Here is a 15,608-nt window from a genome sequence, read left to right on the forward strand (position 1 = left end):
GTTCAACGCCACGCCACAGGGAGCGGTTCATGAGCCAGGAATACATGGATCCGGAACTTCTTTCCGATTTCTTCAATGAGGCCAAGGAGCATCTCGAAACCATCGAGCCCAACCTCTTGCAGCTTGAGGCCAATCCCGAGGATCTCGGGCTGCTCAACGACATCTTTCGGCCCATGCATTCGCTCAAGGGCGCTTCCGGCTTTCTGGGGCTGAACAAGATCAACCGGCTGGCGCACAAGGCGGAGAACATTCTCGACGACCTGCGCCAGGGACTGCGACCGGTCACCTCCGCAGTCATGGATGTCATTCTCTCCGCCACGGACGCCCTGCGGACCATGGTGGATAATCTCGAAGCCTCGGGCGCGGAGGGCGATGTCGAAGTGCAGGAGATCATCAGTCGCATCGAAGTGTTGCAGCACAGCAAGCCCGAAGCGGACACCGCTGCCGCCGCTCCGGCCCCGCAGGGGAATCCGGCGAAAGAGCCCGCGCCTGCCCAGCCCGCACCCGCCCAGCCCGCGCCTGCCCCCAAGGCTAACGGCGTGCGTATCCAGATCGCAACGGACCCCGACTTCGACGACACCCCCTATGCCCTGACCACGGTGGGCGAGGGACACCTCACCGACTTCCTTGAGGAAGCCCAGGACATCATCGAAGACCTCAATCGCTCTCTGGTGACGCTGGAGGGCGGCGCGGATGATTCCGGCGGGCTCATCAACGACATTTTCCGCTATTTCCACAATCTCAAGGGCAACAGCGGCATTATCGGGTTCAAGGAGCTCAACGCCCTGACGCACGAGGCCGAAACCTTGCTCAATCGCGTGCGCAAGGGGGAAATGCAGCCCTCGCAGCCGCTTTTCGACCTGCTGCTCGCGGTCGTCGACCTCATCGAAGCCATGATCGCCCATGTGGAGCCTTCCACCGGCGAGGTCACGCCCATGGACAGCTCCGGCATGGTCGAGCTGCTCCAGCGCTCCTATGAAGAAGGGGTGATCCCGGAAATCGCCATGCACGGCGACGTCCAGGAAGAGCAGCCCGCGCCGCAGGCTGCCGAACCGGAACCGCCGCAGCCTCCCATGGCTCCCGCGCCGCAGGAAATGACTACGGGCGCGGACGACGAGGTGCTGGAGGCGGGCGGGTTCGATCCTGAGGACGTGGCCATTTTCGAGAACGCCGTGGGGCAGCAGATCGACAATCTCAATCTCGCCCTCGGCGAGCTGGCGCGCGACGCAAGCCAGGAAAAATACGTCGACGGCATCTACCGGGCCTTGCTGACCATCCAGAATTCCTGCGGTTACATGGGCCTGGACGAGATCCGCGACTACGCCGCCCAGACCGCGGGCCTGGTGGACCAGGGCCGCAAGAGCGGCGATTTCGGCGTCCTGCTCGACATCCTCGGCCAGGAGGTCGGCATCATCAGCGACCGTCTGCTGGGCGCGGTGGACAAGCTCAAGAGCGGCATGGACGCTCCCGAGGAGATTCTTCCGGTCGAGACGCCCGCGTCCCGGCCTGCCAAGCCTGCCCCGGCTCCGGCCGCTCCGGCTGCCAAGGCGGCTCCCCCGGCGGCTGCCTCTCCGGTTTCCCGCCCCTCGGCCCCTGCGCCGGCTCCCCCGGCTTCCCCCGCTCCGGCGGCTCCGGTTCCGGCCATGAGCGCGAAGTCCGCGAACGCTTCGGCAAAGCAGAAGACCGCCAGCACCATTCGTGTGGACCACCAGAAGCTGGACCATCTGATGAACCTCATCGGCGAGCTGATCATCAACCGCAACCGCTACGCGCTGCTTGCACGCGCCCTGGAGGAGGGGCAGGAGGAAGTGCATGTGGTGGCGCAGCAGCTCACCGAGACCACCTATGCCATGGCGCGCATTTCCGACGATCTTCAGGACACGATCATGAACGTGCGCATGGTGCCCGTGCAGACCGTGTTTTCGCGCTTCCCGCGCCTTGTGCGCGACCTCTCCCGCAAGAGCGGAAAGCAGATCGAGCTGATTACCGAAGGCGAGGAGACGGAGCTGGACAAGAGCGTGGTCGAGGAGATCGGCGATCCCCTGGTCCACCTCGTGCGCAACGCCGTGGACCACGGCCTGGAAAGCGAAGAGGACCGGGTGGCCGCAGGGAAAAGTCCCACGGGCCACGTCTGGCTGCGGGCCTACCACAAGGGCAATTCCGTGGCCATCGAGGTCGAGGACGACGGGCGCGGAATCGATCCCGAGAAGATGCGCAACGTGGCCGTGAAAAAGGGCGTGCTTACCGTGGAGGAGGCCGCCAATCTCGACGACCGCGAGGCCATTGACCTGATCTTCCACCCCGGATTTTCCTCCGCCGAGAAGGTCACGGACATTTCCGGGCGCGGCGTGGGCATGGACGTGGTCAAGACCAACATCAAGAATCTCAAGGGCAGCGTGCACACGCAGTCCGAGGTTGGCAAGGGCACCAAGCTGACCCTGACCCTGCCGCTGACCCTGGCGATCATCGACGCGCTCATGGTCGAGGTGGCCGGAGACATCTTCGCCATTCCGCTGGACGCGGTGTCCGAGACGACGAAGATCAAGGCGGAGAAGCTGTCCGACGTGAACAGCCGCAAGGCCGTGACGCTGCGCGGCGAAGTCCTCGGCATCGTGGAGCTTTCCGAACTCCTCGACCTGCCCACGAACACCGAGTCCCGTACGATCCTGCCCATCGTCATCGTGCACGACAACGACCGCCGGGTGGGGCTTGTGGTCGATCGTCTCCTGGAGCGGCAGGAAATCGTCATCAAGCCGCTCGGCCAGTATCTCAGCGATTTCGACCTGGACGGCATCTCCGGGGCCACGATCATGGGGGACGGCTCCGTCGTCCTGATTCTGGATCCGCACGAGATATACGCCCTGGCGACCTCTCTTGGCCGGCCCCAGGCGCGCGGACTGGACAGGCCCAAGGCTCCCGCCCTGGGCGCGGCCAGGGGCGCCGCGGCCCAGGCCCTGGAGGCCGGACGCTGATCCCGCTCGGCTCGCAATGAAAAAAAAACGCCGGGGGACGACAAGTCCCCCGGCGTTTTTTGGTCGGGTCCGTTCGCGTCTAGGCTGCGGGCAGGAGCACGAAGGCGAAGGTCGCGGCGCTCAGGTGCGCCCCCCAGGCCAGGACCGCACCGATGAGGATCAGGCCCTTGAGGCGCATGGGAGTGCGGCTGCGCAGGACGAGGCTCCAGAGGACGCAGCAGGCCAGGGCCAGGCCCGCGCCCGCAAAGAGCACGGGAGCCAGCGAGGACTGGAGCAGCAGCGCCCGATCGTCCGGGCTGAGCATCAGCAGCAGCCAGGCCATGCCTCCCAGTTGAAGGAACATGAAGGGCGCTCCCCAGCGGGCGGCCGCGGGCAGCGCGTAATTGTAGTAGTCGCGGCCGAAGTCGTCCCGGTTGCGGCGGTAGACGAGGTAGGCCATGCCCAGGCCGCCCGCCAGGGCCAGGGCCAGCAGCGTGAACTGAAGGGCAAAGGGCCAGAGCAGGGAGTCCGAACCGGGCAAGGTCAGGGGCTGCATGGCCGGAGTCTGCCCCACGGCGAAAGCGTCGAGCAGGGCCGGTGCCGCCATCAGCGTGAGGGGAATGGTGGCCAGGGAGGCCAGTGCGCCGAGCAGGCCGAGCAGCAGGTGCGCGACCTTGCTGGAGCGCAGGTGCCTGAAGGTGAAGCGGTACACGCCGCCGAAAAAGAGGGCGGATCCCCAGGCGGCCAGGGCGGGCATGGCCGGGGATTGCGGCGAGGTCAGCCATTCCTGGAGCCAGGGAAGCGAACGCGCCAGGATGACCGCGCCGCCCAGGAAGGCGACGGCGGCAAGGGACATGAAAGTGGTGAACATGGCGGCCATCTGTTGGGCGAACTTGTCGGCGAATGCTTTTCCGGAAGCCATTCCAGCGGCTTCGGACAGCAGCGCGGGCAGAAGCGCGCCGAGCCCCGCCACGGCCAGCATGTCGAAGAACGCGGGCGCGGCGAGTTGGGAAAGAAGGTTGATCATTTCGGCGGAAATCATGGGCGGTTCTCCGAATGTTCTGCGGCATTTCCCGGCGCGCGGCAGGGCGGGAGACCGCATCGTTGCTTTACTATCGGTTTTGTGATTGCGTCGGCCCGGGCCGGGGCGACGCCGAGGGAGAATGTCATTTCACCCGTGGAAAAGCAAGTCCGCACCGATGCTTCCTTGCCAAAAGCGATGCTTTGGCCTAATGAAATTCGAAGTGAATACAAAGAGTCGCCGGAGATGCGCATGAAATGGATTTCCCTTCCGCTGCTGCTCGGAGTGTTGATGCTGGCCTCAGGGTGCGCCGCCACCAGTGGAACCACGCAGGCAGCCAGCCAGGAATGGCGGCTGCAGAGCCTCGAAGAAAGCTTTCTCGACTTCCAGGAGGCCCAGCGCCAGGAAGCGGAGCGCTCGCGCGCGGCCGACGCGGAACTCGCCAAGCGTCTCGCCCGGTTGGAAGAGCGCGTCACGGCCATTCTCGGCACCGGAGCAGATCTGCCTCCCGAGCAGGGCGACCCCGGCGGCATGCGCATGGACGGCGACGACATGCGGCCGGGCGGCGCAACCATGGCGGAGCCGGGTGCGGACGGCATGCAGCCTGCCGAACCCAGGACGCCCGCGGTACTTTCCGAGTCCATGAGGGAGCCTGCTCCCGGAGGCGATACGGGCATGACAGGGGCCTTGCCCGCACCGATCAAGGCCGGTCCGGAGAGCAACGAGGAAAAGCCCTGGGACGACGTGCCCGGCCCGGCCCTGGAGGCCAAGACGCGTCAGCCCGCCTCTTCCATGTCCCCTCCTGCGGCTCTCGCCTCCAGGCAGAGCTCCTCCGCCGCTTCCGGGACTTCCGCCCAGACGCTCTACGAGCAGGGGCTCAACCTCGTCCGCTCCGGCCGCGCCGAGCAGGGACGAGCGACCCTGGAACGCTTCCTCAAGGATTATCCCGCCAACAAGCTCGCGCCCAACGCCATCTACTGGATCGGGGAGAGCTGGTACGGCCAGAAGAATTACCCCCAGGCGATTCTCTCCTTCAAGGACGTGGTCACCAAGTATCCCAAGCATCCCAAGTCGCAGGCCGCTTTGCTCAAGATCGGCATGTCCTACCGGAACGTCGGCGACAAGGACAACGCGGTCTTCTATCTGCGCACGCTCGTGGACGACCATCCCGGTTCCGAGCCCGCGAAGATGGCGGAACAGCTGCTGCGCGAAATTCCCAACTAGAAGGCTGCTCCGCGTGTACGACTGCGCATGGACAGCGGAGCGCGCGGATTTGCGCCGCGCGCGTGACCGAGCAGGGGCGGGCCTGTGGACTTGAACAAGGAATTTTTCGCCTGCCTCGCCCTGCGCCATACTCCCGGCCTGGGCCCCCGCACCTGGAAAAAAATCCTGTCCGCCTACGACAGCGCCTATGAAGCCGTGCGCGACGTGCGCGGCTGGGCTGCTCTGCGCCTTGCCCGCCGCGACCAGATCGAGGCTGCCGAGCGCGAGGTTTGGCGTGCCGATGCCGAGGCCGAGTACCGCGCTGCCCGCTCGCGCGGCATGGACCCGGTCACCTGGAACGATCCCCGTTTTCCGCAGCGCCTGCGGGAAATCGCCGACCCCCCTCTCCTGCTTTACGCCGCAGGCGACGCGGGCCTGCTTGCCGGACCCTGCGTGGCCGTGGTCGGGGCGCGCAAGTGCACGCGGCACGGCCTGGACGCGGCGGCCCGCATCAGCACGGAGCTGTCGCGCATGGGTTTGACGGTCGTTTCCGGACTGGCCCTGGGCGTGGACCGCGAAGCGCACCTGGGCGGCCTCTCCGGGGTGGGGTCTTCCGTGGCCGTGCTCGGCTGCGGGCTGGACGTGCGCTACCCCAAAGGCAACGGCGACCTGCGCGCGGCCCTGGAAGAGCGGGGCTGCGTGGTCTCGGAGTTCGCGCCGGGCACGCCGCCGGACGGCAATAACTTTCCCCATCGCAACCGGATCATCAGCGGCCTTTCCATGGGGGTGGTCGTGGCCGAGGCGGCCAAGCGCAGCGGCAGCCTGATCACGGCCCGGCTGGCGGGCGAGCAGGGGCGGGATGTTTTCGCGTTGCCCGGACCTGCCGGACAGGCGGCGTTTACGGGATGCCACAGCCTGATTCGCGAGGGAGCTGTCCTGGCCGATTCCGGCGAGGACGTATTGCGTGAGCTTCGCTATCAGTTCGGCCCGGAGTTGAACGGATTGCCGCGTTCGGAACCGAAAGGCGGGGAGAGGCGGATCGAGCGGATCCAGGCGGCGTCGCTGCCCCCGGAGCGCGCCGCCGCGTTCGGCGACGAACGGCCGCAGGGGCCGGCTCCCCTGCCTTCCGAGCGTTTATCCGCGCCTGCTCCCGACCCTGACTCCGATCCCGACGGAAGGGCGGTCTGGGATCGGCTCGGCAGGGACCGCGTGCACATCGACGAATTGACTCGCGGACTCGGATGGGAAAGCGCCCGCGTCAGTCAGACCCTGCTTTTGCTGGAAATGTCCGGCGCCGTGCGCCAATGGCCTGGGATGCGTTATTCGCGGTCCTGAAGATGGCGGCCTAGGGCGGGAAAAAGGGCTCCGAATTCGGTTTCGGAGCCCTTTCGCGTTTCAGGATAAGCCCAGAACTTTGGGATTCAGGCAGGTGGGCGGCTTCTGGCCGGAAAGCATGGCCAGCAGGTTGCGCGCGGCCAGATCGGCCATGGCCTCGCGCGAGGAGCGCGTTGCCGAGCCCACATGGGGCAGCAGCACGGCGTTGGACAGGGCGGCAAGGCCTTCGGCCATGCGCGGCTCGTTTTCATACACGTCGAGTCCTGCGGCGGCGATCTCGCCGCTGCGCAGCGCCCGCACCAGATCGTCTTCCTTGATCACCGGACCGCGCGCCGTATTCACGAGCACGGCGGAGTTCTTCATTTTGCGGAAGGCGTCCATGTCGAACAGGTGCCGCGTGTCCGGCGTGAGCGGGCAGTGGACGCTCACGAAGTCCGACTCCGCGAGCAGCCTGTCGAAGGGGACGCACTCCGCGCCGAGCGTGTCGTCCAGGGCGGGATTTCGGCGGCCCGAAGGGGATTCGAGGTAGAGCACGCGCATGTCGAACCCGCGCGACATCATGGCCGTGGCCGTGCCGATGCGGCCCGCGCCCACGATGCCCAGGGTCTTGCCGGAGACGTCCGCGCCGATGAATTGCAGCGGTCCCCAGCCCGGCCAGAGTCCGGAACGCATCACGCCGTCGGTTTCCACCACGCGCCGCGCCGCCGCGAAGATCAGCGCCCAGGCCAGCTCCGCCGTGGCCTTGGTCAGCACGTCCGGGGTGTTGGAGACGGGAATGCCGCGCCGGGTGGCTTCGGCCACGTCGATGTTGTCGTAGCCCACGGCGTAGTTGGCGTAGCCCCGCAGCCGGGAGGCCGCGTCGAAGAATTCCGCGTCGATGCGGTCGCTGAGCAGGCCGATGACGCCGTCCGCTTCCCGCACCGCCAGAAGCAGCTCCTGGCGGGTCAGGGGGCGGTCCTGGTCGCTGACGCGGACCTTGGCCCGGCTCCGCAGCAGTTCCAGGCCGTTTTCAGGGATCTTTCTCGTGACGAAGACGTTCGGCAGGGTCATCTTTGCTCCAGTTTATTCCGGTTCGACCAAAAAAATCTTTTCCAGCAGCACGCGCCCTCCCTGGGAGATGCGCAGGAGCCACTGTCCGGGCACGGCGGCCTGTTCCTTCGTGAGCCTGTGCCAGAGGGCCTCTTCGGCCCCGATGCGCGTGTGGTGCGTCTTGGCGATGCGCGGGCGCGGCGAGCCGTCCTCGGCTCCGCGCGCAGGACGGAAGCTGATGACGGTCTGGTAGGCGACGTCCGCCCCGTCCTTGCTACCGGTCAGGCGGAAGGTCACGCCGAAGGCCAGGCCTTCGCGGCCGGGGATCCGCTCTGTGCGCTGGGCTATGCGGACTTCTTTTCCGGCCAGCCCGTCTCCGCTGGCCAGGATGCCGTGATCGATGAGATCCAATTGGACCAGCGAAGCCGCCCCGGCCGCCGCAGCGCCGGAAAGTGCGGCGAGCAGCAGCAGAGTGGAAAGCATTGCGCGCATGACGTCCTCCTTTTTGGGTGAGGGCATCGTAGGACGCCGGGGCCGCGAGATCAAGACTCTTTGCCATTCGGAGCCGAACGTGGCATGTTCGCGCGTCCGTCCTGGACGGAGAAAACACCCGTGAGGTAGACATGGACTGGAAACTTTTTTTGTCCGCGTTCGGCACGCTTTTTCTGGCCGAGCTGGGAGACAAGACGCAGCTCGCCTGCGTGCTCATGGCCGCGCGTACGGAAAAGCCCTGGGCCGTATTTTTCGGGGCCTCTCTGGCCTTGGTTTTGGTCAGTTTCCTTGGGGTCATGTTCGCCCAGCTGATCTGCAACTATGTGCCCCAGAACCTGATCAAGAAGGTCGCTGCCGTCGGCTTCGTGGTCATGGGCGGCCTGATCTGGTTCGATAAGCTTTAGCCATCCGAAGAAAAAAGGGATTGCCCTGAACCCGCAGATTCCCTATTCTCGGCTTCACTACCCAAAGGCCCAGAACGATGCAGAAGATCCCGCTCAAGCTCGCCAAACCAGGCATGATCCTGGCCCGATCGGTCACCCGTGAGAACGGCATCACCGTCGTGGCCGAGGGATTCGAATTGACCGAATCGCTGATCCGGCGTCTGGAGGGCATGAAGATCGAGCGCGTCGTGGTCAAGGGGAACCCCGTGCGCATGGATGGCGGCGGCACCACCGCCTTCGACGAGCGCCTCGCCCGGCTGGACCATCTTTTCCGGGCCTATGAGAAGGATCAGTGGATGCGCAAGGTCAAGGCGTTCCTGGCCAATTATTTCCGTCTCAAGGCGGCTGCCCAGGCCGCGGCCGAGGCTGCCGAGCGGGAAGCGCTCGACGCTGCCGATGCCGAGTCCGGAGAGGAGCAGTAAGCCATGCAGGAAGACCTTCAGACGCTCGTCAAGGGACAGGTGCTCGCCGTCAAGGATCTCCCGACCCTGCCCGGCGTGCTCGACGAGGTGACCAAGCTCGTGCAGGATCCGGATTCCTCCACGGAGCAGATTTCCAAGGCCATCTCGCGCGACCAGGTGCTCTCCGCGAAAGTGCTGAAGATGGTCAACTCCCCGGTCTACGGATTTCCCGGCCGGATCAGCTCCATCCAGCACGCCCTGGTGCTGCTCGGCTTCAACGTCATTCGCGGCATCATCATATCCACTTCGGTCTTCGACATCATGCAGGCGGCCATGAAGGGACTCTGGCAGCACAGCCTCGGCTGCGCCACGGCCTGCGGCATCGTGGCCCGCCGGGCGGGATACGAGGAGCCGGAGGAATTCGCCGTGGCCGGACTGCTGCACGACCTGGGCAAGGTCGTGGCCGCCGTGCAGCTGCCGGAAATGCTCGAACGCATCTCCGAAACCGTGCGCACCCGGGACATTTCCTTCTACCAGGCCGAGAAGGAAATCATGGGCTTCGGGCACGACCGCATCAATTCCTGGCTGGGGCGGCACTGGCGGCTGCCCGCCAACCTGCGCGAGGCCATGGCCTGGCACCACAAGCCGGAATCGGCGCAGAACTATCCGGAAATCACCGCCGCCGTGCATGTCAGCGATTTTCTGGTCCGGGCCTTCGAGTTCGGCAACGCGGGCGACGACCACATCTCCTACCTTTCGCCCAAGGCCGTGAACACCCTGGGCCTGCGCATGGCCGACCTGGAACGGATCATGGACGAGCTGGCCGAGAGTTTCCTGGACATCTCGGAATTGACTTTTTGACCCCGGCGCAGCCGTTCTTTTTGACCGCACCCCGGACACGGTGCTAGTAATCACTTATGGATGCGCGCGTCTCCCCCTGTTATTTCAATCATCCCCAACGAATCTTCCTCGTCACGGTCGATTCGGAGCTGCTGCGTCTGCTGGAGCAGCTCTGGTGGCCCGGCTGCATGGAGTTCGTGCATTTCAGCCGCGCCACGGACGCCCTGGAGATGCTCTTTGAAAACCCGCCGGACCTGCTGCTCGCGGACCAGCGTCTGCCGGACATGACCGGGGCGCAGCTCGCCAACCTGGTCAAGGCCGAGAACGTCTATCGCCAATTGCCCGTGATCCTCTGCCTCGACCACGAGGACATGGAATATCCCTGGGACTGGAACGAAGTGGAGGTGGACGATTTTCTTTTTCGCCCCTTCATGGCCGCCGAGGCGCGCGACCGCATCAATCTGACGCTCTTGCGCGCCCTGCGCGCCCTGGATGCCAACCCCCTTTCCAAGCTGCCCGGCAACACGAGCATCATCCAGCGCACCCAGGATCTCGTGGAGCGCAAGGAGGCCTTCGCCCTGGGATACGTGGACCTGGACCACTTCAAGTCCTTCAACGACAAGTACGGCTTTTCGCGCGGGGACGAAGTCCTGATGATGACCGCGCGGCTGATCGTGAACACCGTGCGGGACGTGGTGCGGGACAAGCGCGAACTCTCCTTCGTGGGGCACGTCGGCGGCGACGACTTCGTGTTCATCGTGGCCGAAAAGCGTGCCGAGGAGGTCTGCCGCCGGATCATCGCGGCCTTCGACGGCATCGTTCGCGGGTTTTATGACCAGGCCGACCGCAAGGAGGGCGGCATCCGCTCCACGGACCGCAAGGGCAATGCCTGCTATTTCCCGTTCATGGCCGTTTCCATTGCCGTGGTCCTGAACCACGGCGGCAAGCTCAAGCATGCGGGCGAAGCCGCCACCATCGCCGCCGGGCTGAAGAAGAAGGCCAAGGAAAATCCAGGGAGCAGCTATGTCATCGACCAGCGCAGGGCCTGAGCGCGGCACGGGCGGCCTTTCCGAAGTCGCGCGCGGCTTCATCGCCTGGCTCGGCGTGGAGAAGGGCTATTCTCCGGCCACCTTGCGCAGCTATCGCACCGATCTCGTCCAGTTCGAAGAGTACCTCCGCAGCGTCGGGCTCGACCTGGACCGCTTCGACGAAGTGCGTAAGGACCATGTCCGCGGCCTGCTGGCCCGGCTCCACCGGCAAGGCGTGAAAAAGAGTTCCGTCAGCCGCAAGCTTTCCTCCCTGCGCGCCTTTTTCCGCTACCTCGACGGCCAGGGCGTGCTCGCGGCCGATCCCACGCAGGGAGTCCGCAACCCCAAGCAGGAGCGCCACCATCCCCGCGCCCTGAACGTGGATCAGGCCGTGTCCGTGGTCGACGCTCCCGTGCCGGAAGACGCCGAGGGCCTGCGCGACCTGGCTCTGGCGGAACTGCTCTACGGATCCGGCCTGCGCATCAGCGAGGCGCTGGGCCTGGACGTGGACGACGTGGACCCCGGTTCGGGCATGATCCGGGTCATGGGCAAGGGCTCCAAGGAACGGCTCAGCCCGCTTGGCGACGCCAGCGCCGAAAGGTTGCGCGCCTGGCTGCGCCGTCGGCATGAGCTTGTCGCCGACCCGGCGGAACGGGCTCTTTTTCTCGGCGCGCGCGGCGGGCGCCTGAACCGCAGGCAGGCGGCGCGCATCGTGGCCTCCCTGGCCAAGGCCGCGGGATTGCCCCAAAGCGTGCACCCGCACATGCTGCGCGGCAGCTTCGCCAGCCATATGCTTCAGGCCGGAGCCGACCTGCGGGACGTGCAGGAGCTGCTCGGCCATGAGCGCATCTCCACGACCCAGCGGTACACGAGTCTGGACTTGCAGCACGTCATGAGGGTATACGACCGGGCGCACCCGTTGTCCGGGAGCGAAACGGACCGGCCCGGCGACCCTGACGGTCAGGGCGGCGGCTCCGTTGACGAACGTCCCGGAAAGGGCGGCAAGACCCCTGAGAAAAAAGGAGAATAAGATGTCCAACCCCATGGTTTTGATGGAAACGTCCCACGGCGATATCCTCATCGAGCTTTTTGAGGACAAGGCCCCCAAGACGGTGGCCAACTTTCTGCGCTATGTGGACGAGGAATTTTACGACGGCCTGATCTTTCACCGCGTCATCAACGGATTCATGATCCAGGGCGGCGGCATGAACGTGATGATGAAGGAGAAGGAAACCCATGAACCCATCGAGAACGAGGCCAATAACGGCCTGAAGAACGAGCTGGGCACCCTGGCCATGGCCCGGACCCAGGCTCCGCACTCCGCCTCCAGCCAGTTCTTCATCAACGTCAAGGACAACGCCTTCCTGGACTTCAAGAGCGAGACCCCCGAAGGCTGGGGATATTGCGTCTTCGGCAAGGTCGCCGAGGGCATGGAGACCGTGGACAAGATCAAGAAGGTCCGCACCAAGACCGTGGGCTACCACGCCGACGTTCCCGTGGACCTGGTGACCATCAATTCGGCGCGTCGCTTCGAGGTCTAGCCTCGGAAAACGCTTTCCGATCGAGGGAGAGGCCCGGCGCTCAGGCGGCGGGCCTTTTTCTTTCGCGCAAAAAAAGCCCCCTGCGGACAGGGGGCTTTGCGTACGGGAGCTTGGAGCGCCGTGTTATTCGGTGTCGGACTGGAGCCGGTCCGGCATGCAGTCCTGCAAGGTGTTGCTGACCTTTTCCTGGACCTGCGTCAGGTACTGGCGGGCGTTTTCCTTGCGTCGGACAGCCCCTTCCTGGACCTGCGTCAGGTACAGCTTCGCGCCTTCCTTGCAGCGGGCGGCGTTGCCGTGCATCTGCTCCAGGTACTGCCTGGCGCTCTGGGTGCGGCGGGCCGCCTCTTCCTGGGCCTGCTCCAGATATTTGCGCGCGCTGAGCTTGCAGCGGGCCGCATTGCCCTGCAACTGCTCCAGGCAGTGCCTGGCGTTTTCCACATAGCGGGCGGTCCGGCTGGCGCTGTAGCGGCAGGCTTCTTCCGAAAGCGAGGCGAAGAGTTCCTTGACCGTGACGATCTTGTCCACGAGGTAGGCGTTGGCCCCGGCAAAGGCGAAGCCGTGCTTGAGAATGCCGCGCTTGGCGTTCATCAGCGCCTTGGCGATGCAGTAGGGGCCTTCTTCCTGCGGGCAGGAGGCCAGGCACTTGTAGGGGCATTTGTGCGGCTTGAGCTGGCCGCTTTGGACCTTGTCCAGGAATGCGTTGCCCACGGCGCGTCCGGGCAGGCCAACCGGGCTCTGGATGACGCGGATGTCTTCCTTCTTGGCGTTGACGAAGGCCATCTTGAACTCGATGTCCGCGTCGCATTCCTCGGTGGCCACGAAGCGGGTGCCCATCTGCACGCCCGCGGCGCCCATCTCCAGGAAGCGTACGATGTCCGCTCCGGAATAGACGCCACCGGCCGCGATGACCGGGATGGGACGTTTGGCGATGGTCTCGAACTCGCGCACCGCCTCGATGGTCTGGGGCACGATCTTTTCAAGGGCGTATTCGGGATCGTCCAGCTGCTCGCGCTTGAAGCCGAGGTGGCCGCCGGCCTTGGGGCCTTCGACGACGAAGGCGTCCGGCAGGCGGTTGAAGCGCTTGAGCCACTTCTTGCAGATCAAGGTGGCGGCGCGGCCGGAGGAGACGATGGGCACGAGTTTGGTGTGGATTTTGCCCTTGAGTTCTTCGGGCAGGTGCGCGGGCATGTCCAGGGGCAGCCCGGCCCCGGCGATGATCACGTCGATGCCCTCGCGCACGGACGTGCGCACGAGCTCGGCGAAGTTGGTCAATGCGCACATGATGTTCACGCCGAGGACGCCGTTGGTCATTTCGCGCGCCTTGCGGATTTCCTTTTTCAGGGCGCGCAGGTCGGCTTCTTCGGGGTTGGTGGCGCGGTCGGGCTCGTACATGCCGATCATGGGGGTGGCGATGACGCCGACTCCGCCCTGGTTGGCGACAGCGGACGCCAACCCGGAAAGGGAGATGCCGACGCCCATGCCGCCCTGAATGATGGGCAGCCGGGCTACGAGATCGCCGATGTGCAGGCTGGGAAGGCTCATGAATCAATTCTCCGTGTAAGGTTGCTCGAAACGCCTTTCAGGCTGTTTGCGGGTGAGTGAATACCCGCTTGTCCTGATTCAGGCAAGAAATTTTTCCGCGACCATCTCGGCAAAGGCCAGCGAGCTGGTGAAGGCCGGGGAGATGGCGTTGAGAACGTGCACGCCCGAACCTTTCTTCTCCACGACGAAATCCATGACCATCTCGTTGGTCCTGGTGTCCACCAGCTGGGGCCGGATGCCCACTTTGGGCGAATTCTCGAGCCATTCCGGCTCCAGTTGTCGCACCAGCTTGCGGGCGTCGTTGAAAAAGGCCTGAAAGAAATATTTGCGCGGCTCGGTCAAGGCTACGGATCGGAACTTCGGATTGCGGAAGAAGAGCACCGCGTCTCTCCAGGCTATGGGCAGGGCTTCGGCGTCGATGCCTTTCAGTACACCGTAGTTTTCCCTGCCGAAAGCCGGAATGGCCGTGGGGCCGATGTAGGCGTCGCCGTGTACCGAGCGGGTGAAGTGGACGCCGAGGAACGGGTTGCGGATGTCCGGCACGGGATAAATGTTACCCTGCACCAAATGAGCGTGTTCCGCTTTTAGTTTTTTGTAAAGTCCTTTGAACGGGACGAGCTGATATCCTTGACCGGCTCCGTAGTACCGGGCGACCTTGTCGCTGTGGGCGCCCGCCGCGTTGACGAGCGTATCGTAGGCCACCCGGCCCCGTGTGGTGCGCATGGCGCGCGGACCAAGGGCGGAGAGAAAGGCCGCCCCGAAGAGGAAGCGCACCTTGCCGCTTTGGCCGAGTTCGCGGGTCAGGCTGCGCAAGACTTCCTTGGGGTCCACCTGGGCGGTCTGGGGCGAATAGAGCGCCTGTCCCGCCGTGCGGGCGTTGGGTTCCAGGACGGCGAGCTGCCTCGCGTCGATGAGTTCCACCGCGGCTCCGTTGGCCAGGGCGCGCTTGTGCAGTTCCAGCAGGGCGGGAATTTCCGAATCGGAGCGGGCCACGATGACCTTGCCCCGCTTGAGGATAGCCAGGCCCCGCTCCTCGCAGTAGTCGCGCATGGCCAGGTTGCCCTTGAGGCAAAGGCGGGCGCGGGTGCTGCCCGGCGCGTAGTAGATTCCCGCGTGGAGCACGCCGGAGTTGCGCCCGGAGGCGTGCAGGCCCTGCTCGCCCTCCTTGTCCACCACGAGAATGTCCTTCGCGCCGCGCCGCACCAGTTCGCGGGCCAGGGTCAGCCCGACGATGCCCGCTCCGAGAATGACGATTTCAGCGGCGTGGTCGTGCGCCGTCATGTTGTTCTTCATCTTCCTTCTATTTTTTTTCCGCGCTTGTTCAGGGAATATGGAGCATCTCCAGGCCGGTAGCCGGGTCGATCCTGCGGCGCATGTTCAGGTCGAGCAGTTCCAGGATGACCACTTCGGCCACGCCCCAGACGTCGATGCCGGGGCGGATGCAGCCGGTGCGGGCCACGCCGCCGCGACCGAGGGAGGTGTGCATGTGCAGGCGGGGGGAGCCTTCCGCGTTGGGGAAGAGCGTGCCCACGGCGGCGGCTTCGTGCACGCCCTGGATTTCGTGGAGCATGGGCACCGGGGGCAGCTGGTCGCCGCTCTCCGCGGTGTCTTCCGGTCCCACCACGAGATTGCCGCAGCCGATGCCGCCGAGCAGCCAGCAGGCAGCGCTGGCGATGTCGTGCTCTTGGGCGAATTTTTCCACGGTGTCCGGCATGCGGTCCCCGCTTTCAAGACGGAGCACGAAGACCCGGCCCGTGCGTCCCTCGGCGTATTTCATATCCT

The 15,608-nt window shown here is 65.2% G+C and carries 14 protein-coding genes and 1 pseudogene; 9 read left to right on the top strand and 6 right to left on the bottom strand.

The genetic code is table 11. The features are described from left to right. The first annotated feature begins 29 nt into the window (after window positions 1–29). Window positions 30–2,972 carry a chemotaxis protein CheA gene (locus G452_RS0104430; protein WP_022661054.1) on the top strand — a complete coding sequence of 981 codons (2,943 nt, stop codon included), beginning with the start codon at window positions 30–32 and terminating at the stop codon, window positions 2,970–2,972. A 79-nt stretch (window positions 2,973–3,051) separates the two neighbouring features. On the opposite strand, the gene G452_RS21635 is transcribed toward G452_RS0104430, so the two are convergent. Next, the gene (locus G452_RS21635) at window positions 3,052–3,993 is read right to left on the bottom strand and encodes a hypothetical protein (RefSeq protein ID WP_022661055.1); all 942 of its coding nucleotides are present in this window, start codon (window positions 3,991–3,993) and stop codon (window positions 3,052–3,054) included. Between the two features lie 231 nt (window positions 3,994–4,224). Between G452_RS21635 and ybgF the strand changes: the two genes are divergently transcribed. Both ybgF and dprA read left to right on the top strand, forming a co-directional pair. Then, window positions 4,225–5,196, top strand: a complete 972-nt coding sequence (gene ybgF / locus G452_RS21640; RefSeq protein ID WP_022661056.1) for a tol-pal system protein YbgF — start codon at window positions 4,225–4,227, stop codon at window positions 5,194–5,196. A gap of 84 nt (window positions 5,197–5,280) precedes the next feature. After that, complete coding sequence (gene dprA / locus G452_RS0104445; protein ID WP_022661057.1) at window positions 5,281–6,510, top strand: DNA-processing protein DprA; 1,230 nt, start codon at window positions 5,281–5,283, stop codon at window positions 6,508–6,510. Window positions 6,511–6,570: 60 nt separating this feature from the next. Here the strand turns inward: dprA and G452_RS0104450 are convergent, their stop codons facing one another. Together G452_RS0104450 and G452_RS0104455 are read right to left on the bottom strand one after the other, a co-directional pair. Continuing rightward, window positions 6,571–7,560: a 2-hydroxyacid dehydrogenase gene (locus G452_RS0104450; protein ID WP_022661058.1), complete on the bottom strand. Its 990-nt coding sequence runs from the start codon at window positions 7,558–7,560 to the stop codon at window positions 6,571–6,573. Between the two features lie 12 nt (window positions 7,561–7,572). Beyond that, a complete protein-coding gene (locus G452_RS0104455) occupies window positions 7,573–8,031 on the bottom strand; it encodes a DUF3859 domain-containing protein (RefSeq protein WP_022661059.1) in 459 nt (152 codons plus the stop codon). Window positions 8,032–8,162: 131 nt separating this feature from the next. On the opposite strand from G452_RS0104455, the gene G452_RS0104460 reads away from it, so the two are divergent. From G452_RS0104460 to G452_RS0104485, 6 genes are all read left to right on the top strand, one after another. After that, window positions 8,163–8,435, top strand: coding sequence for a TMEM165/GDT1 family protein (locus G452_RS0104460; RefSeq protein WP_022661060.1), 273 nt, complete (start codon window positions 8,163–8,165; stop codon window positions 8,433–8,435). Window positions 8,436–8,512: 77 nt separating this feature from the next. Continuing rightward, entirely contained in the window at window positions 8,513–8,896 is a 384-nt protein-coding gene (locus G452_RS0104465; protein ID WP_022661061.1) for a hypothetical protein, read from the top strand. A 3-nt stretch (window positions 8,897–8,899) separates the two neighbouring features. Beyond that, a complete protein-coding gene (locus tag G452_RS0104470; RefSeq protein ID WP_022661062.1) occupies window positions 8,900–9,736 on the top strand; it encodes an HDOD domain-containing protein in 837 nt (278 codons plus the stop codon). Between the two features lie 56 nt (window positions 9,737–9,792). Then, the gene (locus G452_RS0104475) at window positions 9,793–10,764 is read left to right on the top strand and encodes a GGDEF domain-containing response regulator (protein WP_022661063.1); all 972 of its coding nucleotides are present in this window, start codon (window positions 9,793–9,795) and stop codon (window positions 10,762–10,764) included. Further along, a complete protein-coding gene (locus G452_RS18020) occupies window positions 10,739–11,773 on the top strand; it encodes a tyrosine recombinase XerC (protein ID WP_022661064.1) in 1,035 nt (344 codons plus the stop codon). The genes G452_RS0104475 and G452_RS18020 overlap by 26 nt, the downstream gene beginning before the upstream one ends. Before the next feature lies 1 nt (window position 11,774). Further along, window positions 11,775–12,284 (top strand): peptidylprolyl isomerase, encoded by a 510-nt coding sequence (locus G452_RS0104485; RefSeq protein WP_022661065.1) that lies wholly within the window; start codon window positions 11,775–11,777, stop codon window positions 12,282–12,284. 474 nt (window positions 12,285–12,758) lie between these two features. Here G452_RS0104485 and G452_RS18025 read toward each other — a convergent pair. From G452_RS18025 to G452_RS0104500, 3 genes and pseudogenes are all read right to left on the bottom strand, one after another. After that, a pseudogene (locus tag G452_RS18025) lies at window positions 12,759–13,826 on the bottom strand (NAD(P)H-dependent flavin oxidoreductase); the annotation flags it as partial. A 78-nt stretch (window positions 13,827–13,904) separates the two neighbouring features. Next, complete coding sequence (lhgO, locus tag G452_RS0104495; RefSeq protein ID WP_022661067.1) at window positions 13,905–15,119, bottom strand: L-2-hydroxyglutarate oxidase; 1,215 nt, start codon at window positions 15,117–15,119, stop codon at window positions 13,905–13,907. 28 nt (window positions 15,120–15,147) lie between these two features. Then, window positions 15,148–15,603, bottom strand: coding sequence for a PPC domain-containing DNA-binding protein (locus tag G452_RS0104500; RefSeq protein ID WP_022661068.1), 456 nt, complete (start codon window positions 15,601–15,603; stop codon window positions 15,148–15,150). Between the last annotated feature and the right edge of the window lie 5 nt (window positions 15,604–15,608).

Source organism: Paucidesulfovibrio longus DSM 6739, from assembly GCF_000420485.1.
Classification (GTDB): Bacteria; Desulfobacterota; Desulfovibrionia; order Desulfovibrionales; family Desulfovibrionaceae; genus Paucidesulfovibrio; species Paucidesulfovibrio longus.

What these genes read in the sequence shown, in the direction of transcription:
- G452_RS0104430 (WP_022661054.1), top strand. Translation starts at nt 30, where the DNA reads ATGAGCCAGGAATACATGGATCCGGAACTTCTTTCCGATTTCTTCAAT.
- G452_RS21635 (WP_022661055.1), bottom strand. Translation starts at nt 3,993, where the DNA reads ATGATTTCCGCCGAAATGATCAACCTTCTTTCCCAACTCGCCGCGCCC.
- ybgF (WP_022661056.1), top strand. Translation starts at nt 4,225, where the DNA reads ATGAAATGGATTTCCCTTCCGCTGCTGCTCGGAGTGTTGATGCTGGCC.
- G452_RS0104450 (WP_022661058.1), bottom strand. Translation starts at nt 7,560, where the DNA reads ATGACCCTGCCGAACGTCTTCGTCACGAGAAAGATCCCTGAAAACGGC.
- G452_RS0104455 (WP_022661059.1), bottom strand. Translation starts at nt 8,031, where the DNA reads ATGCGCGCAATGCTTTCCACTCTGCTGCTGCTCGCCGCACTTTCCGGC.
- G452_RS0104460 (WP_022661060.1), top strand. Translation starts at nt 8,163, where the DNA reads ATGGACTGGAAACTTTTTTTGTCCGCGTTCGGCACGCTTTTTCTGGCC.
- G452_RS0104465 (WP_022661061.1), top strand. Translation starts at nt 8,513, where the DNA reads ATGCAGAAGATCCCGCTCAAGCTCGCCAAACCAGGCATGATCCTGGCC.
- G452_RS0104470 (WP_022661062.1), top strand. Translation starts at nt 8,900, where the DNA reads ATGCAGGAAGACCTTCAGACGCTCGTCAAGGGACAGGTGCTCGCCGTC.
- G452_RS0104475 (WP_022661063.1), top strand. Translation starts at nt 9,793, where the DNA reads ATGGATGCGCGCGTCTCCCCCTGTTATTTCAATCATCCCCAACGAATC.
- G452_RS18020 (WP_022661064.1), top strand. Translation starts at nt 10,739, where the DNA reads ATGTCATCGACCAGCGCAGGGCCTGAGCGCGGCACGGGCGGCCTTTCC.
- G452_RS0104485 (WP_022661065.1), top strand. Translation starts at nt 11,775, where the DNA reads ATGTCCAACCCCATGGTTTTGATGGAAACGTCCCACGGCGATATCCTC.
- lhgO (WP_022661067.1), bottom strand. Translation starts at nt 15,119, where the DNA reads ATGAAGAACAACATGACGGCGCACGACCACGCCGCTGAAATCGTCATT.
- G452_RS0104500 (WP_022661068.1), bottom strand. Translation starts at nt 15,603, where the DNA reads ATGAAATACGCCGAGGGACGCACGGGCCGGGTCTTCGTGCTCCGTCTT.